This window comes from Vreelandella sp. 162(4c) (genome assembly GCF_058152265.1).
Window position 1 is genome coordinate 2,904,355 of the sequence record NZ_CM176981.1, and the last position, 24,974, is coordinate 2,929,328.

Here is a 24,974-nt window from a genome sequence, read left to right on the forward strand (position 1 = left end):
AAAGCTTGTGCGCTAGACTGATGGGCAAAGTGTTACTCAACCTCAGGAGTTCACCATGCCCATCACCACTGATGACCTTTCCACAACGGCCTCCCTCCTACAACGTTTTGACCAGCAAGGCGTCACAACGCTGACGATGAGCGCGCCAGAGCGCTTTAACGCGCTCTCGGAAGCCATGTTGCAAGCGCTTCACGACGCGTTAGCCGAAATTGCCGACGATAGCAGCGTGCGCTGTGTGGTACTTGCCGCCGAAGGCAAAGCCTTCTGCGCCGGGCATGATCTGAAGCAGATGCGTGCCAACCCCGATAAAGCCTACTATCAAGCGCTGTTTGCCCGCTGTAGCGAAGTGATGCAGGCCATTGTGCACTTGCCTGTGCCGGTCATCGCCAAAGTGCAGGGCATAGCCACCGCTGCGGGCTGCCAACTGGTGGCGAGCTGTGATCTGGCGGTGGCGGCGCGCAGCGCACGCTTTGCTGTTTCCGGCATCAATGTTGGCCTGTTTTGTTCTACTCCAGCGGTAGCACTTTCCCGCAACGTTGCGCGTAAACACGCCATGGAGATGCTGCTTACCGGGGAGTTTATCAGTGCTGATCAAGCCGCTGAGTGGGGGTTGATTAACCGCGTGGCAGATGATGACGCGCTGGACGAAGCAATTGAAGCCCTGTCCACCAGTATCTGCGCTAAAAGCGCCGTTGCGGTGCGTACCGGAAAAGCCATGTTTGCCCGTCAGTTGAGCATGCCGCTCGACGAAGCCTACGCCTTTGCCGGGAAAACCATGGCCTGCAATATGTTAGCCGAGGATGTGAGCGAGGGGATCGATGCGTTTATAGCTAAGCGGCTACCGCGCTGGAACCATCGCTGAATGAATGGAATTCGTTTCCGTAAACGCGACAATTGCCATGTTGTCACGTTATCCTGACGCCCTTTGTATTTTAGGGAAGGCGCCGTCAGCAAGGGCGCTTTTAGTAAGTAGTAGGAGCGCTTTTGGGAGCGTCTTTTAGCAGTGCCTATTTGGAGAAAGCCAAGTGAGTGAAGCCAAACGCAGGACGGTCGGTCGTCCGGCGAGTACCGCCAAAGCTAGCGGAGGCCATAGCCAGTCGTTGGTGCGTGGCTTAACGCTGTTGGAGTACCTTGCGGCCAGCCCGCTTGGTTTAGCACTTTCAGATGTGGCGGAGATGGCTGAGTTGGCGCCCTCTACCACCCACCGCTTGCTGCAAGCCTTGCAGAGTCAGGGGTTTGTGACCCAGGAGAACGAGCAAGGCCTATGGCGCATCGATGTCAAAACCTTCCGTATCGGCAATAGCTTTCTTGAAGCCCGCGACGTGGTGGCCACAAGTCGCCCTTTTCTACGCCGTTTAACCGCTGAGACCGGCGAGACCGCTAATTTGGGCATTCGCGATGGGGTCACGGCGGTATTTTTAGCGCAGCATGAATCACCGCAAATGATGCGTATGATCACCCGCCTAGGTTCCCGCGCGCCGCTGCATGCCTCCGGCGTAGGTAAAGCGCTGCTAGCGTGGATGCCCGATGATGAGCGCGCCAAACTGCTGGATGGCAGCGAGTTGGCAAGAGTGACCGCCAATACGCTCTATCAATCCGACACACTTCAAATGGAAACGGAGCAGATTCGTGCCCAAGGCTTTGCCTGCGACCGTGAAGAGCATGCCATAGGCCTGCATTGCGTGGCCGCCTGTGTGTTTGATGAGCACGGCACGCCGTTGGCGGCGATCTCGGTGTCTGGCCCGGTGGCGCGCATCCCGGAAGCTCGCTTACTCACCCTGGGAGCGCTGGTTCGCCAAACGGCCGATGAGATAACCCAGCAGTTAGGTGGGCAGGTGCCACGTTAACGTGGCTCACTGAGTCTATGCTAAGCCTGTTTTTTGTCGCCCTGGTCAGCGCCACGCTGCTTCCCGGTGGGTCGGAAGTGTGGCTAGCGCGGCTGTGGTGTCTCGGCGAACCGCCTCTGGGGCTGTGGGCGGTGGCCACGGCGGGCAACACTCTCGGCAGCATGATCAACGTGGCGATGGGCCGCTATGCGCGTCAGTTTCAAGATCGCCGCTGGTTTCCGGCCTCGCCACGCAGCTTAGCCCGAGCGGAGCGCTGGTATCATCGCTTTGGCGAGCTAAGCCTGCTGGTTTCCTGGGCACCGATTATTGGTGACCCTCTCACTGTACTGGCCGGCGTTTTCCGGCTGCCCTGGTGGCGGGCGCTAGCGTGGATTGTGGTCGCTAAAGGTACGCGTTACGCGGTGGTGTTACTGCTGGCACAGCAGTGGCTATTATCGCTTTGCCAGTGAAACGCCTTATTAATCAAGTCATGTTAACCTGTACAACTTTTTCACAAGCGGCGCTGGCAGTGTAGAGTGTAAGCAACTTGGGCTGCCTATTATTGGCTTGCGTAAAACTAAGCAGCCGTTAGATTGAACAGAACACTCACCCAAAAGGAGGTTTAGGTGTGAAGCCACTTCGTTTATTACCCTGGCTAGGTGTCTGGCTATTGGCAATGATTGCCTTAATAGCCACGCCAGCGATGGCGCAGAGCGCGCCAAGTGAGTCGACCAGCGCCGATGGTGCTGCATCCTCTGAAGAAGCAGCGCCTACGTCCTATGAGGCGCTGGCGAACCTGCTAGAGGATGAGCAGTCGCGGCAAGAGCTGATTGAGATGTTGCGCAATCAAGCCTCAGCGCTGCCCAATGGCGTTGCTACCGAACTCTCCCCGGAAGCGGCCGCTCAAGGCAGTGAGATAGCGCCGGAGGATGTCTCGCTGCCACGCCAACTCGCTGAGCTCACCAGTCGTGTGGTAAGCGATGTGGGTGGTCAATTCGAGCAAGTGGTAGGCATTGTCGGCGGTCTGTTTTCTGGCCAAGAGGCCGACAGTGTCTTTGATATGGCCGCCTTCACCAGTGCGGCGATTAATCTGGGTATGGTGATTGTCGCCACCTTTGCACTGTTTATGATTGTTCGGCGGTTGGCTAAGCCGCTGTTTACCAAAATCAGCGGCTGGTCGCTGAATGGTAAAAATTTAACCCCCGTTTTACGTTTGGTTTTCTGCGTGGCGATTGCGGCAGTCATCGATGTGCTGCTTGTCGGCTTGGCCTATGTGGGTGGTAATCTGCTGGCCACCTTTGCGATTGGTGAAGCAGGGGAGCTCTCGACCCGTGCCTCGCTGTTTTTAAATGCGTTCTTGATTATTGAACTGCTCAAAGCCGGTGTGCGAATGCTGTTCTCTTCGCGCTACGAAGGGCTGCGGCTACTGCCTATCTCTGCCCAGGAAGCCTCCTACTGGAACCGCTGGTTAGCGCGGTTGATCGGCATGGTCGGTTACGGCCTGATGGTGGTAGTCCCGCTGGTTAACTTCTATGTGGCGGCCTCGCTGGGGCAAGCGGTCGGCACGCTGATCATGCTGTTGGCGTTTATCTACGCAGTGGTCGTGGTGCTAAGAAACCGCGCCCGTCTGCGCGGTAATCTGAACGAGATGGCGGCAAAATCAACGCTGACTGCCAGCCGCGTCTCGCTGCAGCTATTTGCCCGTACTTGGCACCTGTTCGCGCTGCTCTATTTCTTGATCGTATTTGTGCTGACGTTAACGCGCCCCGGCGATGCGCTGCCGTTTGTGATGTTTGCCACCTTGAAGTCATTGGCCGCGATTGTCGTTGGGTTGTTGGTGTCGTCTTTTCTTACCCAGACCATTGGCCGTCGGATTACCCTGTCGGACGATCTGCGGCGCAAATTACCGCTGCTTGAAAAGCGCTTAAACAGCTACGTGCCCAATGCGCTTCGCGTGCTGCGTACGATCATTCTGATTGTGGTCATCATGATGGTGCTGAATGCTTGGGGCGCTTTTGACCTAGCTGCCTGGTATGCCTCTGAAGGTGGCGCCGTGCTGGTTGGCAACCTGACCAGTGTTGCGGTGATTTTGATTGTGGCGCTCGCCGTGTGGCTGGGCCTGGCAAGCCTGATCGAGCATAAGCTCAATCCGGAAACCGGCTACGGTGAGCCCTCTGCGCGGGCAAAAACCCTGCTCAGCCTGTTTCGTAATGCCCTGGCAATCGCTATGGTCACGATTACCGGCATGATCGTACTGTCGGAAATTGGCATCAATATCGGCCCATTGATTGCCGGTGCCGGTGTACTTGGTTTGGCGATTGGTTTTGGTGCTCAGAAGCTGGTGCAGGACGTTATCACCGGGGTATTTATCCAGGTCGAGAACGCTATGAATACCGGCGATGTGGTCACGGTGGGTGGCGTGACAGGCACCGCCGAACGGCTCAGTATCCGCTCTGTCGGTATTCGTGATTTGTCCGGTACTTATCACATCGTACCGTTCTCCAGCGTGGATACCGTGTCTAACTATATGCGCGAGTTTGGTAACCATGTGGGTGAGTACGGTATTGCCTATCGTGAGAGTATTGATGATGCCATTGCACAGCTTCAATTGGCTTTTGAAGACCTGAAAGCCAGCGAAGAGCATAGCCATAAATTGTTGGCGGATCTGACCGTGGCAGGTGTCATTGCGCTGGCAGACAGCTCCGTGAACATCCGTGTGGTGATCAAGACTACGCCGGGCGACCAGTGGGCCGTGGGCCGCGCCTACAATCGCCTCGTCAAGCTACGCTTCGATGAAGCGGGTATCGAGATACCTTTCCCGCATACCACGCTCTACTTCGGGCAAGATAAAACTGGTTCTGCGCCTCCCGCAAACCTGCGTGTTATGCAGCAAGCCTTTACGATCGATGGTAGCCCGGCTGGGCAGCCTAAGTCGGGTGATATTACATCGGATGACAGGTTTGATCCACGCGGTAGTAAAACTAGCTCTGATACTTTTGAACACGAAAAGCCTGACCATGACGACGTCGATGAAACTTAAACTGTTGTTATCGTGATGCGATTGTTATCAATCGCTGCAACGAGGCCGCCTTCAGGCGGCCTCGTTGCGTTTTAAGGGCTGAATTTTTATTTAATTGGCATAGTTTTCTGAGTGCCGACCCTCCAGATTGATTGACTCCCCGCCATCGACAAACAGAATCTGCCCCGCTACAAAGGGGTTTTCCAACAAGTAGTGCAGAGCTTGTACAAGGTGGTCGGGGTGCCCCTGGCGCTTGAGCGGAATGCCTTCAATACGCCACTCAATATAGGCGCTAGTGCGCTGGGAAGCGGGCAGTACCACGCCAGGGGCAATGCCGTTAATGCGAATGCGCGGTGCGAACTCCAGTGCCGCCATACGAGTCATCTCCGCTAGGCTCTTTTTCGATAGCAAATAGGCTGCATAGGGATACTGGTGATAGGCCACCTTATTATCGATGATATTGATCACCTGGCCCTCTTGAACGGTTTCGGCAAAGTAACGGGTGAGCAGTAGCGGGGTAAACATATTGACCCTGAACTGTGTCTCCAGCATCGCCAGCTCGGTCGCCGAGATCGGCGCGGGTTCATAGGCAGAGGCGCTGTTCAGCAGCAAATTAAGCCCTGGGAAGCGCTGCTTGGCCGACTGGAGTAAGTCGTTTAAGTCTTCGTTTAAAAAATCGCAGGAAAATATTTCGCACTCCCGCCCTTTAGCGCGGATACCGCTGGCGACCTCTTCGGCCTCTTTGCGGGAGCGATTAACGTGTAGAGCAATATCAAAACCGGCATCAGCCAACGCTTCGGAGAAGAATCGGCCCAAGCGGGTAGCACCGCCGGTTACCAGAGCAGCCTGATGATGCATAAAGCGTTCCCTACTGTTTTATTGGTATAGGAAGACTTTCTGCGTGAGTGTAGCGTTTGTCAATAACTTATACACAGCTTGCACGTGGCACGTGCTTAGAGGTATTGATAGATGAGTCCTGCTTACAGGGCCATTCAAGAAGACGTCACTTTTAACAGGATGTCGCTATGCCACCAACGACGTTGTTTACCAAACAATCTGAAGCGCTCCATGAGTGCTTGATCTCTTTAGGTTCTAACATCGACCCAGACCACTATGTGGCTCAGGCGGTCGATATCATTAACCGTGAGTGCAATCTGTTGGCTCGTTCCAAAACGATTCGCACCCAGCCGGTGGGGTACCAGCAGCAACCCGATTTCCTAAACGCCGCGCTGTTGGTGAGCACACCGCTTGAGCGTGAAGCGTTTCGTGCTTACCTCAAAGGGGTGGAAGATCGTCTGGGCCGTGTTCGGGGAGCGATTAAATCGGGGCCACGTACTATGGATCTAGACATTGTGGCTTGGGATGGAGAGGTGGTCGATGACGGTTACTACCTGCACGACTATGTAAAAAAACCTGTTGATGAAGTGCTGGCGAGTAGTGGTCGCAGCCTTGAGCCTCAAAAGTGTTCATGATTTTTGCGTTTAGGCCGATAGTAACGTTGTAGCCGCCATCAATCGGGCGCGCTAACTTCCCTGGAGGCGTGCGTTGCTCAGCCTAAATACCAATGTGATGTCGCTAACCGTGCAGAACAATCTGCGCGGCAGTCAGCAGGCCATGCAGACCGCCATGCAGCGCCTCTCTTCTGGGCTGCGCATCAATAGTGCCAAGGATGACCCTGCCGGCCAGGCTATTGCCAATCGTATGACGGCGCAAATCAAAGGCATGACCCAGGCGATCCGCAACACCAATGATGGCATATCAATGGTGCAGACGGCGGAAGGCTCGCTTAATCAGATTAACGACAACCTGCAGCGCATCCGTGAGCTGAGTGTGCAAGCAGCTAACGGCACCAACTCTTCCGACGACCTGGATTCTATCCAAGACGAAATTGATCAACGTTTAGAAGAGATTGAGCGCATCGCCGGGAAAAGTAACTTCAATGGCATTGGGCTGTTGAACGACACTAAATCACTGAACATTCAAGTGGGTGCTAACGTTGGCGATACCATTGCCGTTCGTTTTGAAGCCATGAATTTACAGGGGTTGGGTCTTGATGGTTTGGACGTGACTGAGGATTTCAGTGGGACGGATAAACCGATAGATAGAGTGGATGAGGCGATCAAGCGGTTAGATCGCCAACGTAGCTATTTGGGGGCGGTGCAAAACCGTTTTGAAAGCGTAATTGATGGCCTCAATAACAGTATTGTTAACACCTCCGCTGCCCAGTCGCGTATTCAGGATGCCGATTATGCTAAGGAAGCCTCCAACCTTGTGCGCGCCCAGATCCTGCAGCAGGCAGGCATTGCTATGTTGGTTCAGGCCAACCAGCAGCCGCAGATGATTCTGCGCCTGCTGGAAGGGCTATAAGGTAAGCACTGTAGCGCAGCTCTCTTAATCAATAATGCCCTGTTCACGGGCCATGGCGTAGGCTGCCTGTGGGCCATTCCAGAGTGACGGCAGCAGTATCAACGAGACCGGAATCGCGGTGATAACAATGAACTGCTGCAGCGCGCCAATCTGGCCTGCGCCCATATACAGCAGTACCGCTGCCATCAACGCCATGGCGATCCCCCAAAACGCCCGCATGACCGGGCTGGGGTTATCGTGCCCCGCCCCCACTACCGCAATGGCGTAGCTCATTGAGTCGCCGGTGGTCGCAACGAAAATGGTGGTCAGAAGCAGGATCGCTAGTGCCATCCAGGTACCGCCGGGCAGTGCTTGGGCAATGGTTAAGGTGGCTACATCAAACTGGAAGTTGTTCAGCGCCTCGGTTAAATCAATCACCCCGGTGAGTTGATAATAAATGCCTGAGCCGCCCAGCAGGGTAAACCACACGGTGGTGGCAATCGGTGCCAGGATTGCTACCGCGATGATCATTTCGCGGATGCTGCGACCGCGGGAAATACGCGCCACAAAAATCGCCATCAGCGGCGCATAGCCAATAAACCAGGCAAAGAAGAATACTGTCCACCACTGCATCCACCACGCCGGAGCGGTCTCTGCGGTCATGGTCGCCATGGTAAAGAATTCGCTGACATACGCGCCCATGCCTGAAACGTAGCTATTGACCAAAAACAGTGTGGGGCCAAAAACAATAATGACCGCGCCAATGGCTAGCGCCAGTAGCACGTTAAAGCGGCTAAGTAGTTGAATGCCTTTGTGTACGCCGCTCATGGAAGAGAGCACGTAGATGCTGCCGAGTACGGCTAGAATGATCAACTGGCCGGGATAACCTTCCGGTAAGCCAAACAGCTCGTGCAGGCCGAAGCTGACCTGGGTGGCCAAAAAACCAATTGGACCCACAGTGCCCGCAACCAAAGCAATTACGCAGCAGGCATCGACGATGCTGCCCAGCGGGCCGCGCATTAGTCGCTCACCCAGTACGGGGTAGAGCAGGGTGCGGGGCTGAAGCGGCTGGCCTTTCACGTAGTGCGCATGGGCAAGCACCACGGCGGTTAGCGACCCCAGTACCGCCCAAGCCATAAAGCCCCAGTGCATGAAGGACTGCCCCAAGGCGCCGGAAACGGCGTCAGCGGTGCCTGCTTCGCTATCAAACGCGGGAGGCGTTACCACAAAGTGGTATACCGGCTCACCGGCGGCAAAGAATACGCCACCGCCTGCCAGCAGCGTACACAGAATGATCGAGAGCCACTTAAACGTGCTCATTTCTGGTGCATCTAAATTGCCGATTTTAGCTTTAGAGGCTGGGGTTATGGCCAAACCGATGGCGATAAAGAACGTCAGCAGGAGCAGCAGTTGAAAGTAACTGCCCAGCACTAGCGCGGTCCAGGCGAAGCCAGCGCTGATGCTGTCAGCTACCAGAGTTACGTCGTAAAGCGACAGTGCGAGAAAGGCAACGATAAAGCCGATACTTAATATCAATACAATAGGGTCGCCGAGCGAAAACCGCTGAGAGCTCTCAGAATTGGGGCTGGGGTGGGTCATGTTAAATACCTTATGGGGAGCGAGAAACTGAAATAGCAGCCTATTAAAGCGTGCCGTTAAGCGGTGTAACGCCACATGAGCGTTCAGAAGTTGGTGATTGAAGCAGGCGAAATTACAGGTAAAAAAAAGCGCCATTCAAGGAATGGCGCAAGACAGGAAACTGAGCTTAGTATATCGCCAATTTAGACCAACGTCTAATATGTTTTAACTTGGTGCGTTGCTCAGGGGCAAATGCACCGTTTTGGCCATATAGCGGAGGGCGGCGGCACTTAACTGTCTACCTAATAGCATGAAAATTAAATAAAAAATCAATAATGGCAGTATTGCTGCAATGCTAAAGCATATTTTGTATACAAGGTATGCTCACGATGATGATCTCCACTTCGAAACGCCGTTTTTCTACTTCAACACTAGGTTTTCCCACTGCAATACCAGGTTTTTCTACGGCGCGCCTGCTCACCGGCTGCGCGGCAGCACTGATTTTAATACCGGCTATCAGTTACGCCGACGACACCCAAATACGTTTTCAGCTGGATTGGCGTTTTGAAGGCCCCTCCGCGCCATTTTTAATGGCCGCTGAGAAAGGCTACTTCGCCGATGAGGGCCTGGATGTTCAGATTGACTCCGGAAGCGGCTCGGCGGGTGCGATTAACCGCGTGGCGTCCGGGGCCTATGAAATGGGCTTTGGCGATCTTAATGCGCTGGTCGAGTTTCTCGCCGAGAACCCCGATGGCCCCGGTATCCAAGGCGTCTATATCGTCTACGACGGCACCCCTGCGGCGGTGTTTGCCCGCAAAGACCGCGGCATCGAGAGCCCGGCTGACTTAGCCGGTAAAACCATCGCCGCCCCCACCTTCGATACCGGCTACCGCGCCTGGGGCGTGTTTACCGCGGCTAATAATCTGGACGCCGACGCGGTGGAGTGGCAAAACGTCGACCCTACGCTGCGCGAAACGCTGCTAACCCGGGGCGATGTGGATGCAATCACTGGCTTCTACTTCACCAGCCTGCTCAATCTTGAAGAGCGGGGAATGAGCGAAGACGAGCTGACTATTATGCCGTTCCCAGACTACGGCGTGCCCCTGTACGGCAACGCCATTATCGCCAGTGAATCCTTCGCAGAAGAAAATCCGGAAGCCGTGCAGGGCTTTCTGCGCGCCTTCAACCGCGCCCTGGGCGACACTATTGCCGACCCCGAGGCCGCCATTGAGTATGTTAAAAACCGTGACGGCCTGATCGATGTGGAAATGGAGACTCGGCGCTTAAAACTCGCTCTGGATGGCGTCGTCGACACTCCCGAAGTGCGCGAAAATGGCGTGGGCGGAGTGGATGACGAGCGTCTGGCTCAGGCGATTCAACTGGTTGCCGATGCTTACGACCTCACGTCAATTCCTTCGCCCGATCAGGTGTTTAGTTCAAACTACTTGCCTGCCCAGGAAGAACGCATGCTGTTTCCGGCCGAGGGCGAATAAGCATGTCGGCAGCATTCGTCACCTTTGATGACGTCAGCCTGGCCTACGATGCGTCGGGTAACGCCATTGAGGATATCAACCTGAGTATCCACGAAGGCGAGTTCGTCGCTTTCGTGGGCCCCTCCGGCTGCGGTAAATCGACCTTTATGAAGCTCTGCACCGGGCTGCATGCGCCTACCACTGGTGCCATACGAGTAGATGGAGAACCGGTCACCGGGCCGCTGAAGATCTCCGGCATGGCATTTCAAAACGCCAACCTGCTGCCCTGGCGCACCACACTGGATAACGTCCTATTGCCGCTGGAGATCGTTAAACCCTACCGCCATCAGTTTCGTAAACGGCGCGAAGAGTTTGTCGGCTGGGCGCGTAAGCTGCTCAAGACCGTGGGGCTTGAAGGCTATGAAGAGCAGTACCCCTGGCAGCTTTCCGGTGGTATGCAGCAGCGGGCATCGATCTGCCGGGCGCTGATTCACCAGCCGCGCCTACTAATGCTGGATGAGCCCTTCGGTGCACTGGATGCGTTTACCCGCGAGGAGCTGTGGTGCGTGCTGCGCGACCTGTGGGAGGCGCAGCGCTTTACTGTAGTGCTGGTGACCCACGATCTGCGCGAGGCGGCGTTTCTGGCCGATACCGTCTACATCATGAGCCGCCGCCCAGGCCGGGTGATTGAGCGCCGTGAAATAGAGTTGCCGCGACCCCGTGCACTGGAAACCACTTACCAAAAACCCTTTATTGATCTGGTTCAGGAGCTGCGTGCTCAGATTGGCGAAGTACGCAGTACTTAATAAAAAGCACACGGCACCTGATGAAAGGCGCACTTATGACGAAAAATAATCAGTTAATTGAACGACTGGCGCCGTGGATAGCGGTGGTCGCGTTGGTTGTTATCTGGGAAGTAACGGTGCGGGCGTTTGATGTGCCCAGCTTTATCTTCCCCAGTGCCTTGGAGACGGCCCAGGCGCTGGTAACTTATTCCGGGCCTATCGCCATGCACTCCTGGCAAACCTTCTGGACAACGCTTATTGGCTTTGGATTGGGTGTGGTCGTGGGGCTGGTGTTGGGCTTTATTATCGGCTCGTCGCGCTTTCTATATAACGCTTGCTACCCACTGCTGGTGGGCTTTAATGCTATTCCTAAGGTCGCCTTTGTACCCATTCTAGTGGTCTGGTTTGGGATTGGCTCGGTACCGGCGATTCTCACCGCCTTTTTAATCTGCTTCTTCCCGATTGTGGTCAACGTGGCCACCGGTTTGGCCACGCTAGAGCCTGAAATGGAGGATGTGCTGCGGGTGCTGGGCGCGCGGCGTATGGATGTGTTGCTGAAAGTCGGCCTGCCGCGCTCGCTGCCCTACTTCTTTGCTTCACTGAAAGTCGCCATTACCCTGGCGTTTGTAGGCACGGTGGTGTCAGAAACCGTCGCTTCGAACCAGGGCATTGGCTATCTGATGATGAGCGCTGGCTCGCAAATGCGCATGGGGCTGGTCTTTGCCGGGCTGCTGGTGATCAGCGCCATGGCCATGGTGATGTACGAGCTGTTTGCGCAGTTGGAAAAGCGTATGACCGGATGGGCGCACCGGGGTCAGAATCGCTAAGCCAGTATTGGACTTACCAACGATAGAGCAGCGACGCGCTAGTGGTGCTGTCGGTGCGCGCACTGGTGTCATCGGGCGGCTGGGAATTGTGCTTTATTTCGTGGGATAAGCGCAGCGACAGCTTCGAGTTAAGCCGGGCAGTAAGCGCCGTTAGCGAGCGGGAGGTGGTGTTCTGGTTGGTATACTCTACCGACATTTCCTGCTGAATATCGGCGTAGCTGGAAAACCCCCAGCGATAATCCAGCGCGGTGTAGGTCACCATCAAGCGTTCATCGTCGTACTCGCGTAGCCGGTCATGACGATAGCCGGGGCCCGCTTCTAACGACAGGGTGTGGGTGTCGTTCTCCAGAATCTGGCGCCCGTACCCCCCAATCGCGGACAGCTGCTGGTCATAACCGGCAAAACGGTCCTTCTCCCAGCGAGCAAAGCCAAATAGATAGTGTGGGCCGTCTAGCTCATAGCGCTCGCGTCCGGCGACCAGGTACTGCTCGGCACTGGTTTCGTTATCTTTACTCACCGTGCGCACTTCACCGCGCAGTGAGTAGGTAAAATTACCGGTTAACCATGTCAGCAGCGTTTTGCCGATCAGCGTTTGGCTATTGGTATTGCCCGAAAGGTGAGTAAAGCCCAGCTCGGCATCGCCACTGAACACCGGCGCATCTTCCTGGGGAGGCGGTGGGGCGTAAAACGGGTTGGCATAGGCAGCGCTTAACCACAGCGGCCAGCAGGCCAGCATAATAATCCATCTAACGATTGCCACTACATCCCTCCTTGGTTTAGGCCGAGGACTATTATATCAGCGAACGATCACATGAGTGATGGCAATTAACGTCGTTTGCTGGCGCGTGCCATAATGGTGCGGTCACGCATTTTGAGTCTACCTATGAGCGTTTCTCGCCCTCGAACATTAGCCGATCTGCAGCGCTGGCGTCGAACCCGCGCAAGGCGCAGTTGGTATAAGCGCAGCTTTCGCCTGCAGGTGATGCTGTTGGTCGGGCTGCTATTAGCGGGCATGCTACTGGCACAGGGCACCTATCTCAATCACCGCAAGGCGGAAATTATTAGCCAGCAGATGGGCGAACGAGCGCTGGCGGTGGCCAAAACGGTGGCGTCGATGCCGCAAATTATTAATGCCTTTGCGATCCCCGACCCCGCTTTCATTATTCAGCCCCTGGCGGAGCGAATTCGCCATGAAACCGGTGCTCGCTACGTCGTTGTGGGCAATGCCCGAAGTATTCGCTACTCTCACCCGGTGCCCGAGCGGATAGGTAAGCCAATGGTAGGCGGGGATAATGATCAGGCGCTGATTCATGGTCAATTTTATGTCTCAGAAGCAACCGGCTCATTGGGCACTGCCATTCGTGGCAAAGCGCCCATTTGGGACGAAGAGGGCAATATCATTGGCTTGGTCTCCGTCGGTTTTATGATGGATCGCGTGGCCATGGACGTAGCGCGCTACAATAGCTTTGGCTGGGCGCTGGTGGCGCTGATGATTTGTCTTGGCTTTGCCGGTGCCTACTGGCTATCGCAGCACCTCAAGAAGGTTATTTTAGGCCTGGAACCCTACGAAATTGCCCGCTTGGCCATGGAGAAAGAGGCCATTTTGCAGTCGATCCACGAGGGCATTCTGGCGGTTAATCGTGAAGGGCATATTACCCTGGTGAATCAGCAGGCGCGGCGCTTTCTCAACTTAGACGATGAGCATGTGCTGCTGGGGCAGCCCATCCGTGAGGTGGTGCCCAATTCGCGGCTACTGGAGGTGCTCCGGCGCGGCGAACAGGAGTTCGACCAGGAGATGTGGCTGGGCGATCACCCGGTGGTGGTCAACCGCGTGCCGATTCTGCACGAGGGAGAAATTGAGGGCGCCGTGGCGACCTTCCGCAGCCGCCGCGAGATCGTTGATCTCTCCCACGCGCTAACCCAGGCCAGCCGCGACGTGGATATGCTGCGCGCTCAGGCCCACGAGTTTTCCAATAAGCTCTACACCATCTCTGGGTTACTGCAATTAGAGCGCATCGAGGAAGCCTTGGCGCTGATCCATCAGGAAACCGAGCGTGCCCAGGCGCAGATGAGCTTTTTAATGCGCAATGTAGCCGACGCCGTGCTTAGCGGCACCCTGCTGGGTAAACTCACCCGCGCCCGGGAGCTGGGCGTGACGCTAGAAATTGATGAGCAAAGCTCGCTCTCCTGCCCACTAACGCCCACCGGGCAAGAGGTGATGATGAGCGTGGTGGGTAACTTGCTGGACAACGCCTGCCACGCAGCGCTGAATGGGCCGAGTAAAGCGCCCAAAGTACGCCTGTTTTTCACCGATTTGGGGGAGCAGCTGTTGATCGAAGTGGAGGACAACGGGCCCGGAGTACCTGCCCAGCTCGCCGAATCGATTTTCCAGGAAGGCTTTTCGACCAAAACGGGCAAACACCAGGGCATTGGCCTGGCGCTGGTAGCCAGGCTCTGCCGCCAGCACGGCGGCGCCGTGACCCTGGAGGAGAGCGAGCTGGGGGGCGCATGCTTTATCGCGGTGCTCGACCGCTCGCTGTGTGCGCAGCAAGACCAACAGCAGTCTCAACAACAATTTTAAAAACAATTTCATCAACAATTTCAAAAACAGTGACCACGACGGCTAGGGGGGAACGCAATGTCTGATGGGCAGTACGGCATTTTGGTCATTGAAGACGATTTTCGCATTGCCGATATCCACCGGGCCTTTATTGAACAGAGCGACGGCTTTTATGTGGTGGGCATGGCGCGCAACGGTAGCGAAGCCAAGGCGATCATGGCGGAACAGGCCACCAACATCCAGTTGATCTTGCTCGACGCCTACCTACCCGATGTTGAAGGCCTGGAGCTGCTATGGGCGATTCGCCGCGACTACGTGCATGTGGATATCGTCATGGTTACCGCTGCCCGGGAAGTAGAAACCATCAGCGAGGCGCTGCGTGGTGGGGTATTCGACTACCTGATCAAGCCCATTGAAGCCGCGCGAATGACGCAAATGCTGACTCGCTTCCGTCGCGAGCGTGAAGCCTTGGCCAACCGTGCCGAGATGAATCAGGATGAACTGGACTCCGTGCTGGCGCGCCTGAAGCCCGGCGAGCCGTTGCGTGCTAAAAGCCAAGCCCTGCCTAAAGGTATTGATCGGCTGACGCTGCGCCGGGTGATTGATGCCCTGGCCGACGCACCCGACTCGCTCACCGCCATGCAGATGGCGCGCATCATGGGTGCCAGCCGCTCAACCGCCCGCCGTTATTTAGAGTTTTTAGTTGCTGAACAGGCGGTGAGTGCGGAGCTGGGCTATGGTGATGTAGGGCGGCCTGAGCGCCGCTATCGGCTGTTGGAGGCAGCACACGAGTGGCTCAACACTCTATAAAGGAATGTGGCAATTAGGCGCGCGTGAACAAAATGAACAAAATAGCCATAAAGAACTTTTTGTCTTTTATGCGCACAAGCTTGTCGGTCAGGGTAGTGGTCTTCTAACGTTCGCGGCGTGCAGTCTCACAATAAGAAGCTCTACACAGCAAACTCATCACACAACAAAACTGATACGTGGAGAACGCCATCATGACGTCGCTTACCCTCAAGCGTTTATCTGTATTTGCTCTTCCCATTGCTGCCTTTGCAGGCATGAGCACCGCCGCACAGGCGCAAGAGTGGACACCTGAACGCTCCATCGAATTCGTCGCACCGGCTAACCCAGGCGGCGGTTGGGATACTCTCGTTCGCACCATGTCGCGGGTGATTCAGCAAGAAGAGCTGGCCGATGAAAGCTTCGCTGCTATCAACGTACCTGGCGGCGGCGGTGCCGTAGCCTGGGCCCAAGTGGCCCGCGATAGCGGCAACCCGCACAAGCTGTTTGCCACCAGCCCGCCGATGATTCTGGTGCCGCTGGCAGGTGCTTCGCGCTACGACCACACCGACTTTACCCCGGTCGCGCGGATCAACACCGACTACTCAATCATCCTGGTCGCGGCAGACTCCGAGTATCAGAACCTCGAAGACCTGCTCAATGCGCTGAAAGAAGATCCCAGCTTGAGCGTTGGCGGTGGTAGTGCGCCTGGCTCCATGGATCATATTGCCATTGCAGGCCTTGCCTCTGCGGCCGGAATGGAAGCCTCGGCAGTCAACTACATCCCGTTTTCGGGTGGCGGCGACGCCATGACTAACCTAATGGGCGGCCATATTGAAGCCGTGGTCGGCGGCGCTGGTGAAGCGGTTGGCCAACTGGGTGAAGGCAGCCAACTGCGTGCGCTGGGCGTCTCTTCTGAAGAGCGTTTGGGCGGTGGCTTGAGCGAAGTGCCTACCTACCAGGAGCAGGGCTTCGACTACACCTTCGATATCTGGCGCGGCGTGATGGGCGCTCCTGATATGCCTGAAGAGTCAGTGGCCTACTACGAAGACCTGTTCGCCGAAATGCTTGAAACCGATGCATGGCGCGAAGCGAGCGACCAACTGGGCTGGATCGACGCCTACCAAAACAGCGAAGAGTTTGGCGCCTTCCTGGATCAGCAGCAAGAGCAGTTCAGCGACGTGCTGAGCGAGCTTGGCCTACTGCGCCAGTAATCCTACTCCTTGTATCGCCCAGTCGCCCAAGCGTGGCTGGGCGTCTCCCGCGGTTAACAATATGCGTTAACCGCGGGAGACGTGTTGGCTCCTTCGGAGAGATTCCTATGACTCGTTTAAATACCAATCAGTGGTTAGCACTGGTGTTTGCGGTATTGGCTGTTGGCTATATCGCGATGGCGTGGCAGATCCCTACCTTTCCTCTGCCGCGCCCGGTCGATTCTGACCTGTTTCCTAAAGTATTAGGCTTCTCGCTACTGATCCTGTCGGTGTTTCTATTTTTTGAGAAACCCACCCCGATAGCCGGTGCCGATGAAGTCGACGAAGAGGCGCAGCACGGGCCGCTGCTACTGACGCCCTGGGCGCGGGTCATCGTGACTTCGTTGGCGATTGCCGCCTACGCGCTATTGCTGGTGCCGCTGGGTTTTGTACTTGCTTCTACGCTGCTCTGCGTTGGATTGACGGCCTACTACGGCTATCGCCGCCATGGGGTCAACCTCGCTACGTCGCTGGGGGTAGTGCTAGCGCTCTACCTGACCATGACGAAGGTGATGGATGTTTACCTGCCCACTGGCTTGCTGCCTTTCTAAACAAAGCCTTGTTAGCAGGTCTTTCCGCTAGCAGTTCTTAAGAGAGTAATTCCCATGGATGCCTTCAATAATTTGATGTACGGCTTTGGCATCGCGCTTGAGCCAATCAATATTGCCTACGTATTTGCCGGTGTATTTGCTGGCACCATTATCGGCATGCTGCCGGGCCTTGGCCCTATCAGTGCACTTGCCCTGATGATTCCTATCACCTTTGCCATGGAACCCTCGTCGGGTTTGATCCTGATGGCAGGGGTTTACTACGGCGCCATCTTCGGTGGCTCTACTTCCTCGATTCTGCTCAACGCCCCCGGCGTTGCGGGTACCGTAGCAACCTCCTTTGACGGCTACCCGATGGCCAAAAAAGGTCTGGCGGGTAAAGCGCTGGCGATTGCCGCCTACTCGTCATTTGTGGGCGGTACGGTATCGGTTATTTTCTTGATGCTGGTGGCTCCGCTGCTTTCCAAAGTGGCCGTAAGCTTTGGCCCTTCCGAGTACTTTGCACTGATGGTGCTGGGCTTAACCGCCGTGGTCTCGCTGTCGGATAAATCGCTGATCAAGGGGCTGATTGCCGCCGTGGTGGGGGTAATTATCTCGATTGTGGGTATCGATATGCAGACCGGTACCGAGCGTTTTACCTTCGGCTCCGTTCAGCTTCTCGACGGTATCGACTTCCTGGTGGTGGCGCTGGGGATTTTTGCGCTTGCCGAGGTGTTCTACATGCTGCTGCGCGGCGGTGGTGGCAAAGAGGCGCCGCGTAATGCGATTGGCTCGCTGAAACTGACTCGTAGCGAAGTCAAAGAGATCGCTGGCCCCGTTGGCCGCAGCTCGGTGTTGGGCTTCTTCACCGGCGTTCTGCCGGGGGCTGGCGCGACCATTGGTTCGTTCCTGGGTTACAGCATGGAAAAACGCATTGCCAAAGATGGCGACACCTTTGGGCAGGGCAATATCAAAGGCGTGGCCGCGCCGGAAGCGGCCAACAACGCCGCCTGTACCGGCTCCTTTGTGCCGCTGTTGACGCTGGGTGTACCGGGTTCGGGTACCACCGCAGTACTGCTGGGTGCCCTGCTGGTCATGGGGGTCAATCCCGGCCCAATGATGCTGACAGAGCGTCCGGACGTGTTCTGGGGCGTGGTTGCCAGTATGTATATCGGTAATATCTTCCTGCTGGTGCTTAACCTGCCGTTGATACCGCTGATCGCCAAGATTCTTGATCTGCCCAAGCCGCTACTGCTGTCGCTGATTTTGATCTTCTGCATGATCGGCGTCTACGGCATGAGCTTCAGTGTGTTTGATCTGTTGCTGCTGCTCGGTTTTGGCCTGGTGGGCCTGGGTATGCGCCTGTTTGGTTTCCCCGCGGCGCCGCTGATTTTAGCGCTGATTCTGGGCAACATTATGGAAGAGTCCTTGCGTCGCGCGCTGCAGATCTCCGGTGGCGACTGGATGACCTTTATCGACAAGCCTATCTCGCTTGGCCTACTGGTCGTCGCCTTGCTGTCGCTTGGTCTGCCGTTACTGAAAAAACGCCGTAAGAAAATTCCACCCGACGTGGCTGTTTAACGCCACTACTTAAAGGGTGAATAGCAAGGAGCCTTGGTGATGCCAAGGCTCCTTTTTTAACTGCTTTTTAACTGACAACAAAGAGTGAGTTGTAACTAATAAGTAAGTATTACGTTACTGATCTGTATTCAAAAAAGCTCAAGTACTTAGTTGGTGCACTGGATTTTATTGGTGCATTGTGAGGGTGCTTTAGATGCGTTCTTGTGCTTTATTTTGGTGCATACGGTGAGTGTTGAGATTTCCTGATGATTATTAAGTGGCTGATTAAAGAGCTATAAGACAACTTTGTGTCAATCTGGCGCATCCCTTGCAAGTGTTAATGGCTAGTGGACGTATTGGGGAGCTAACACAACAACCCCAAGTGCGAAGCCAATCATCAAGCCTCGGTCATAACAAACCCCAGCCATAAGGGGTGCAAGGAGATTAACAATGAACACTCTCAAACGCTCGACACACCCTCGCCCCTTCCTTTCAAGTGGCCGTTTCGCGACCGCTTTACTCACCGCTGCCATCATGGGGGCCAGCACCCAAGCCATCGCCCAAGACGATGACCCGATCAAAGTCGGTATCCTGCACTCGCTTTCCGGCACCATGGCGATTAGTGAGACCGTCCTCAAAGACACCGTCGAAATGCTTATTGAGCAGCAGAACGAAGCCGGTGGTTTGCTCGGCCGTCAGTTAGAAGCCGTGGTGGTTGATCCCGCGTCTAACTGGCCGCTGTTTGCCGAACGCGCCCGGGAGCTACTAGACCAGGAAGAAGTGGACGTGATTTTCGGCAACTGGACGTCGGTTTCGCGTAAATCCGTACTGCCCGTCGTAGAGGAGCTCAACGGGCTGCTGTTCTACCCGGTGCAGTATGAAGGCGAAGAGTCTTCTGAAAACGTCTTCTACACCGGCGCAGCGCCTAACCAGCAGGCGATTCCTGCGGTTGAATACCTTATCAACGAAGTCGGTATCGAGCGCTTTGCGCTAGTGGGTACCGACTATGTCTACCCGCGCACTACCAATCGTATCCTCGAGGCCTTCCTCAAGGATGAACACGGCATCGCGGATGAGGACATCATGGTCAACTACACGCCGTTCGGTCACTCCGATTGGCAGAACATCGTGGCAGAAATTCGCCGCTTCGGTGAAGAGGGTAAACCGACCGCCGTAATCTCGACGGTTAACGGCGACGCCAACGTGCCATTCTATACCGAGCTCTCCAACCAGGGTATCGACGCTGCCGATATTCCCGTCATCGCCTTCTCGGTGGGTGAGCAGGAGCTTACCGGTATTGATACCGGCCCGCTGGTGGGCCACCTGGCGGCATGGAACTACTTCATGAGCGTCGATAACGATGACAACTACGACTTTATCGATGCCTGGATTGAGTACACCGGCGACGATATGGCCGTCACCAACGACCCAATGGAAGCGCACTACATCGGCTTCAACATGTGGGCCGAAGCGGTTCGCAAAGCGGGCACGACAGACGTCGATACGGTGAAAGACGCCATTATCGGTGTGACCGTACCTAACCTCTCCGGCGGTTATGCGGCGATGATGCCCAACCACCACATCACCAAGCCGGTGCTGATCGGTGAGATTCAGGACAACGGTCAGTTCGATATCGTTTGGCAGACGCCGTCTACCGTGGCGGGCGACGCCTGGTCTGACTACCTGCCTGGCTCCCGTGACCTGATTGCCGATTGGCGCAAGCCGATGGAGTGCGGCAACTTCAACGTCGTGAACGGCTCGTGCGGTGGCAGCACCGCAGCAGAAGAAGCCGAAGCGGCGCTCGCTGAGTAAGCACGTCTATCGCAGTGGAAATAACTTCTTTTAAAACTGCCCGCTCGCTGGTGCTAGGGCAGGCTGAAGCGAGGGTCTTTTGCCATGGCCGGAAAGGTTCCTTACTATTCCGGCATTTCCGCCATCCATGGCGGTCAGATGGCAAAAGTAGCGCCCAAGGATGGGTTTACAGCGCCCTCGCGGAAGCCTGCGCTGGCACCGATATATTCAGTTACCCTCTTAGATAACCAAAGGAAGAACCCCATGAGGCGTTTCCTTTCCTTAGGGCTGCTGTGCCTACTGTTGTTAAGCATCACAGTGACCGCCCAAGCACAAACGAGCTCCACGAATACTGCCGACGATGCGGCCGCGCTCGAACTGTTGGAGGCGCTGGACGTTGAGTCTTACGCCGCCAAAGGCGACGCGATCACCGCCATTTTGCAAAGCGATGACGAACGCGCCCGAGACTGGCTGCAGGCCTTGCTGGATGGCCGCTTGCAGCGTACCGAAGATGGCCGGTTCGTGCTGGTGCTCGAGAACCGCGGCCGCGACTGGCCGGTGGCCGATGTCCTAACCGGCGAAGCGTTGGGCGAGATGTCCCGCCGTGACCTGGAGCGTATTGGCATCAACAACAACCTACGTAATCAACTGCGCAGCGCCATCGCGGTAGTTGACCTCTACTCACCTAACGTGGAGCGCCGCCGTACCTCGGCCGAGCGCCTGTTAGGTGAAGTAGATGGTGAGCTGGTGCCCACCCTCGACGACTTGATCGAACAGGAAGAGGACGAGCAGGTGCGCTACCGGCTGACTCAGGCCGTGGCGATCTACCGTGCTGAAGCGGGCGAAATGGCTGGGGTCGAAGCGCTGGACGGCAGCCTACACCCCCGTTCCCGCGTGGCATTGAGCCGGGCAGTCAATAGCGATGATCCCGTCGTCGCCAATGCCGCTGCCGCTTCTCTGGCGGGCATTGAGCAGCAACTCAAAATCAATCGTGGTCTGGAAACGCTCTATTTCGGCTTGAGCCTCGGCTCAGTGCTGGTGCTAGCTGCCATTGGTCTGGCGATCACCTTCGGGGTCATGGGCGTGATCAACATGGCCCACGGCGAGCTGATGATGCTGGGCGCCTACACCACCTGGGCGATGCAGCAACTGCTGCCCGGCCAGCCTGGGCTGGCGTTGATTCTATCGATTCCCGCAGGCTTTATGGTCGCTGCTCTGGCGGGTGTGGCGATCGAGCGCGGTGTTATCCAGTTCCTCAAAGGCCGCCCGCTGGAGACGCTGCTGGCGACCTTTGGTATCAGTTTGATTCTGCAGCAGCTGGTGCGCACGGTGATTTCACCGCTTAACCGCACCGTGATTACCCCGGAGTGGATGAGCGGTTCACTGGTGGTTAACGATGCACTCTCATTAACGCTAAACCGCATGTACGTGCTTGGCTTTGCGCTGGTGGTGTTTGCCGGGCTGATGCTGATTATGCGTCGTACCCGGCTGGGGCTTGAGGTACGTGCGGTGACTCAAAACCGCGCCATGGCACGCTCCATGGGCATTCGTGCCACTCGTGTGGATATCATGACTTTTGCGCTAGGTTCGGGTGTGGCCGGGCTTGCCGGTGTCGCGCTCTCCCAGCTCACCAACGTCGGCCCCAACCTGGGGCAGAACTACATCATCGACTCCTTCATGGTGGTGGTGTTCGGCGGCGTGGGTAACCTGTGGGGCACGCTGGTGGCCGGGCTATCGCTGGGGGTCATTAACCAGGTGCTGGAACCCTGGGCAGGCGCGGTGTTGGCCAAAATTATCGTGTTGGTCTTTATTATCCTATTCATTCAGAAACGCCCGCGTGGACTCTTCCCGCAGAAGGGCCGGGCTGCGGAGGGCTAAACGATGTCTTTAACGACCGAATCATCGACGAATTTTTGGCTAACACGCCCATTCAGCGAACGCTCTACGCAGATTTTTCTCGGCGTGCTACTGGCCGCGCTGGCGCTGGTCACCATCCTGCACGTGGCAGTGCCGCCGGATAACCCGCTGCATGTGGGCGCCTATACGGTCAACCTGTTCGGTAAGTACCTAAGCTACGCGTTGCTGGCCGTGGCGGTGGACTTGGTGTGGGGCTATCTGGGCATTTTGAGCCTCGGCCATGGCGCCTTTTTCGCCATTGGCGGTTACGCCATGGGCATGTACCTGATGCGCCAGATTGGCGATCGCGGTACCTACGGCCATCCGGTACTGCCGGACTTTATGGTGTTCCTCAACTGGGACAGCCTGCCGTGGTTTTGGCACGGCTTCGATATGGCCTGGTTCGCCTTTGCCATGGTTCTGCTGGCTCCCGGGCTGCTGGCATTGGTATTCGGCTTTTTGGCGTTTCGCTCACGGGTCACCGGGGTATATCTGTCGATTATCACTCAGGCACTGACCTTTGCCTTGATGCTGGCTTTCTTCCGCAACGAGATGGGCTTCGGCGGTAATAACGGCCTGACTGACTTCCGCGAAATCGTCGGTTTTGACCTGCGCAGCGACGCCACGCGCCTAGGGTTGTTCCTGGCCACCGGCGTTGCGCTGGCGCTGGGATATATCCTGTGCCGTGCGATTGTCACCAGCAAGCTGGGTCGGGTGAGCGTGGCCACTCGGGATGCCGAAGCGCGTACGCGCTTTCTCGGCTACCGAGTCGAGCGCTTTCAGCTGTTTGTGTTTGTGGTCTCGGCGATGCTCGCAGGCCTGGCGGGGGCGCTTTATGTGCCGCAAGTGGGGATTATCAACCCCAGTGAATTCTCGCCGATTTTCTCCATCGAGATTGTGCTGTGGGTAGCGTTGGGCGGTCGCGCCACGCTATATGGCGCGGTGATAGGCGCCATTTTAGTTAACTACGCCAAAACCATCTTTACCGGCGTCATGCCCGATGCTTGGCTGTTTGCCCTGGGTGCAATGTTCGTACTGGTCACGGTGTTTCTGCCCAAAGGAGTGGCGGGGCTGTTTCGCTACCTCAAGCGTCGCAAGCGCGACGATTCGGCTAACCCTGATCATCAACAGACATCCAAGGAGGCCTCCGCATGAGTTTGCTGCAATCGCTGTCCCAGCGTGACCGGGTGTTCGATTTTATGGCGCCCCAAGCCTCGCCGGTGGACGTTCGCCACGGGCCGATCCTTTACATGGAAGATGTCACCGTGAGCTTCGATGGCTTTAAAGCCATCAATAACCTCAACCTAACCATCAACGACGGTGAGCTGCGCTGCATTATCGGCCCCAACGGGGCGGGCAAAACCACCATGATGGATATCATCACCGGCAAAACCCGCCCCACCAGCGGCAGCGTATGGTTCGGGAGCCGCCATAACCTGCTGCACATGAACGAGCCCGATATTGCCAGCCTGGGCATTGGCCGCAAGTTTCAAAAACCCACGGTATTCGAAGCGTTGTCGGTATTTGAAAACCTGGAGCTGGCCATGGCGGCGGACAAGCGGATTTTTCCTACCCTGACCGCCCGCATGACCGGCGAGATCAAAGACCGCATCGATGAAGTGCTGGAAACCATCGGCCTGACAGCACTGCGCCATCAACCTGCGGGCATTCTTTCCCACGGCCAGAAGCAGTGGCTGGAGATCGGCATGCTGCTGATGCAGCGCCCGCGTCTACTGCTTGTGGATGAACCGGTGGCGGGCATGACCGAGCAGGAGATGGAGCGCACTGCCGAGTTGCTCACCGGGCTGGCCGGTAAACAGTCCGTGGTGGTGGTCGAGCATGACATGGGCTTTGTGCGTTCGATTGCCCGCCAGGTGACGGTCTTGCATCAGGGCAGCGTGCTGGCGGAAGGCACCATGGATCAAGTCTCCAGCGACCCCAAAGTAATCGAGGTCTACCTGGGTGCCGATGACGAGGAGGCCGCCTGATGCTAGCGATCGAAAAGCTCAACCAGTTTTACGGCGAAAGCCACACCCTCTGGGATCTCGATCTTGAGGTACCCGCCGGTCAGTGTACCTGCGTGATGGGACGCAACGGCGTGGGTAAAACCACGCTGCTGAAAGCCGTGATGGGTGAAGTGGCCGTCAAAAGTGGCGAGCTGCGCTATACCGCCGAGGCAGGCGAGATCGAGCTGACTAAAAAAGCCGTTGAGGCGCGCTCGCGGTTGGGAATTGGCTACGTGCCCCAAGGGCGGCAGATATTTCCGCTGCTGACCGTAGAGGAGAACCTGCGCACCGGCCTTGCCGCCCGCAGTGACGGGCTGAAGAAAATCCCAGAGCGGGTCTATGAACTGTTCCCAGTGCTAAAAGAGATGAAACACCGCCGTGGCGGCGATCTCTCCGGCGGGCAACAGCAGCAGCTGGCGATTGGCCGCGCACTGGTCATCGAACCCAAACTACTGATTTTGGACGAGCCAGGGGAGGGCATTCAGCCCAATATCGTCGCCCAGATTGGCCAGGTGATTCGCCAGTTGATCAACGAAGATGGCCTAACGGTGCTACTGGTAGAGCAGAAGCTGCCCTTTGCCCGTAAATACGCCGACCGCTTTGTGATCATGGATCGCGGCCGACCGGTGGCCAAAGGTGAGATCAGCGAGCTCTCCAATGAGCTGATCAAGCAGCATCTGACGGTTTAAGTTATCCACACCCGGTTACCGTCTGCCCGGCCAAGCGGTTGTCGAAAGGCGGT

General features: G+C 56.4%; 22 protein-coding genes. 19 read left to right on the forward strand and 3 right to left on the reverse strand.

Annotation, left to right across the window (positions count from 1 at the left end; translation table 11 throughout):
- Positions 1 to 55: 55 nt before the first annotated feature.
- From AC4EYZ_RS13440 to ybiO, 4 genes are all read left to right on the forward strand, one after another.
- Positions 56 to 862, forward strand: a complete 807-nt coding sequence (locus AC4EYZ_RS13440; protein WP_474192478.1) for an enoyl-CoA hydratase — start codon at positions 56 to 58, stop codon at positions 860 to 862.
- Between the two features lie 163 nt (positions 863 to 1,025).
- Positions 1,026 to 1,847 carry an IclR family transcriptional regulator gene (locus AC4EYZ_RS13445; protein ID WP_022521329.1) on the forward strand — a complete coding sequence of 274 codons (822 nt, stop codon included), beginning with the start codon at positions 1,026 to 1,028 and terminating at the stop codon, positions 1,845 to 1,847.
- Between the two features lie 17 nt (positions 1,848 to 1,864).
- Positions 1,865 to 2,296 (forward strand): YqaA family protein, encoded by a 432-nt coding sequence (locus AC4EYZ_RS13450; RefSeq protein WP_039857610.1) that lies wholly within the window; start codon positions 1,865 to 1,867, stop codon positions 2,294 to 2,296.
- A gap of 158 nt (positions 2,297 to 2,454) precedes the next feature.
- Complete coding sequence (gene ybiO, locus AC4EYZ_RS13455) at positions 2,455 to 4,866, forward strand: mechanosensitive channel protein (protein WP_490203817.1); 2,412 nt, start codon at positions 2,455 to 2,457, stop codon at positions 4,864 to 4,866.
- Positions 4,867 to 4,956: 90 nt separating this feature from the next.
- Here ybiO and AC4EYZ_RS13460 read toward each other — a convergent pair whose 3' ends face one another.
- Positions 4,957 to 5,703 carry an SDR family NAD(P)-dependent oxidoreductase gene (locus AC4EYZ_RS13460; protein ID WP_039857609.1) on the reverse strand — a complete coding sequence of 249 codons (747 nt, stop codon included), beginning with the start codon at positions 5,701 to 5,703 and terminating at the stop codon, positions 4,957 to 4,959.
- Positions 5,704 to 5,870: 167 nt separating this feature from the next.
- Here AC4EYZ_RS13460 and folK point away from each other — a divergent pair, with 167 nt between their 5' ends.
- Positions 5,871 to 6,317 (forward strand): 2-amino-4-hydroxy-6-hydroxymethyldihydropteridine diphosphokinase, encoded by a 447-nt coding sequence (gene folK / locus AC4EYZ_RS13465; RefSeq protein WP_027957911.1) that lies wholly within the window; start codon positions 5,871 to 5,873, stop codon positions 6,315 to 6,317.
- 73 nt (positions 6,318 to 6,390) lie between these two features.
- The gene (locus AC4EYZ_RS13470) at positions 6,391 to 7,212 is read left to right on the forward strand and encodes a flagellin N-terminal helical domain-containing protein (RefSeq protein ID WP_317890276.1); all 822 of its coding nucleotides are present in this window, start codon (positions 6,391 to 6,393) and stop codon (positions 7,210 to 7,212) included.
- Between the two features lie 24 nt (positions 7,213 to 7,236).
- Here AC4EYZ_RS13470 and AC4EYZ_RS13475 read toward each other — a convergent pair whose 3' ends face one another.
- Positions 7,237 to 8,790 carry a BCCT family transporter gene (locus tag AC4EYZ_RS13475; RefSeq protein ID WP_022521334.1) on the reverse strand — a complete coding sequence of 518 codons (1,554 nt, stop codon included), beginning with the start codon at positions 8,788 to 8,790 and terminating at the stop codon, positions 7,237 to 7,239.
- A 368-nt stretch (positions 8,791 to 9,158) separates the two neighbouring features.
- Here AC4EYZ_RS13475 and AC4EYZ_RS13480 point away from each other — a divergent pair, with 368 nt between their 5' ends.
- From AC4EYZ_RS13480 to AC4EYZ_RS13490, 3 genes are read left to right on the forward strand one after another with little or no spacing between them, the layout of a single operon-like run.
- Complete coding sequence (locus tag AC4EYZ_RS13480) at positions 9,159 to 10,262, forward strand: ABC transporter substrate-binding protein (protein WP_490203818.1); 1,104 nt, start codon at positions 9,159 to 9,161, stop codon at positions 10,260 to 10,262.
- Between the two features lie 2 nt (positions 10,263 to 10,264).
- Positions 10,265 to 11,047, forward strand: coding sequence for an ABC transporter ATP-binding protein (locus AC4EYZ_RS13485; protein ID WP_490203819.1), 783 nt, complete (start codon positions 10,265 to 10,267; stop codon positions 11,045 to 11,047).
- Between the two features lie 35 nt (positions 11,048 to 11,082).
- Entirely contained in the window at positions 11,083 to 11,853 is a 771-nt protein-coding gene (locus AC4EYZ_RS13490; protein WP_342584473.1) for an ABC transporter permease, read from the forward strand.
- 13 nt (positions 11,854 to 11,866) lie between these two features.
- Here AC4EYZ_RS13490 and AC4EYZ_RS13495 read toward each other — a convergent pair whose 3' ends face one another.
- On the reverse strand, positions 11,867 to 12,589 hold the full coding sequence (locus tag AC4EYZ_RS13495) for a DUF481 domain-containing protein (RefSeq protein WP_050712882.1): 723 nt from the start codon (positions 12,587 to 12,589) through the stop codon (positions 11,867 to 11,869).
- A gap of 147 nt (positions 12,590 to 12,736) precedes the next feature.
- Here AC4EYZ_RS13495 and AC4EYZ_RS13500 point away from each other — a divergent pair, with 147 nt between their 5' ends.
- The 10 genes from AC4EYZ_RS13500 (at position 12,737) to urtE (ending at position 24,921) form a co-directional block, all read left to right on the forward strand.
- Complete coding sequence (locus AC4EYZ_RS13500; RefSeq protein ID WP_474192752.1) at positions 12,737 to 14,434, forward strand: ATP-binding protein; 1,698 nt, start codon at positions 12,737 to 12,739, stop codon at positions 14,432 to 14,434.
- Positions 14,435 to 14,491: 57 nt separating this feature from the next.
- A complete protein-coding gene (locus AC4EYZ_RS13505) occupies positions 14,492 to 15,223 on the forward strand; it encodes a response regulator (protein WP_022521340.1) in 732 nt (243 codons plus the stop codon).
- Positions 15,224 to 15,414: 191 nt separating this feature from the next.
- Positions 15,415 to 16,413 carry a Bug family tripartite tricarboxylate transporter substrate binding protein gene (locus AC4EYZ_RS13510; protein ID WP_490203820.1) on the forward strand — a complete coding sequence of 333 codons (999 nt, stop codon included), beginning with the start codon at positions 15,415 to 15,417 and terminating at the stop codon, positions 16,411 to 16,413.
- 107 nt (positions 16,414 to 16,520) lie between these two features.
- Positions 16,521 to 17,003, forward strand: a complete 483-nt coding sequence (locus tag AC4EYZ_RS13515) for a tripartite tricarboxylate transporter TctB family protein (RefSeq protein WP_022521342.1) — start codon at positions 16,521 to 16,523, stop codon at positions 17,001 to 17,003.
- 54 nt (positions 17,004 to 17,057) lie between these two features.
- Positions 17,058 to 18,560 (forward strand): tripartite tricarboxylate transporter permease, encoded by a 1,503-nt coding sequence (locus AC4EYZ_RS13520; RefSeq protein WP_009286164.1) that lies wholly within the window; start codon positions 17,058 to 17,060, stop codon positions 18,558 to 18,560.
- A gap of 429 nt (positions 18,561 to 18,989) precedes the next feature.
- On the forward strand, positions 18,990 to 20,351 hold the full coding sequence (gene urtA, locus AC4EYZ_RS13525) for an urea ABC transporter substrate-binding protein (RefSeq protein ID WP_009286163.1): 1,362 nt from the start codon (positions 18,990 to 18,992) through the stop codon (positions 20,349 to 20,351).
- A gap of 243 nt (positions 20,352 to 20,594) precedes the next feature.
- On the forward strand, positions 20,595 to 22,208 hold the full coding sequence (gene urtB / locus AC4EYZ_RS13530) for an urea ABC transporter permease subunit UrtB (protein WP_022521343.1): 1,614 nt from the start codon (positions 20,595 to 20,597) through the stop codon (positions 22,206 to 22,208).
- Between the two features lie 3 nt (positions 22,209 to 22,211).
- Positions 22,212 to 23,381: an urea ABC transporter permease subunit UrtC gene (urtC, locus tag AC4EYZ_RS13535; RefSeq protein WP_474192739.1), complete on the forward strand. Its 1,170-nt coding sequence runs from the start codon at positions 22,212 to 22,214 to the stop codon at positions 23,379 to 23,381.
- Entirely contained in the window at positions 23,378 to 24,214 is an 837-nt protein-coding gene (gene urtD / locus AC4EYZ_RS13540) for an urea ABC transporter ATP-binding protein UrtD (RefSeq protein ID WP_414122691.1), read from the forward strand. Before urtC ends, urtD begins: the two co-directional genes overlap by 4 nt.
- Positions 24,214 to 24,921 carry an urea ABC transporter ATP-binding subunit UrtE gene (gene urtE / locus AC4EYZ_RS13545; protein ID WP_138799495.1) on the forward strand — a complete coding sequence of 236 codons (708 nt, stop codon included), beginning with the start codon at positions 24,214 to 24,216 and terminating at the stop codon, positions 24,919 to 24,921. Before urtD ends, urtE begins: the two co-directional genes overlap by 1 nt.
- Positions 24,922 to 24,974 lie beyond the last annotated feature (53 nt).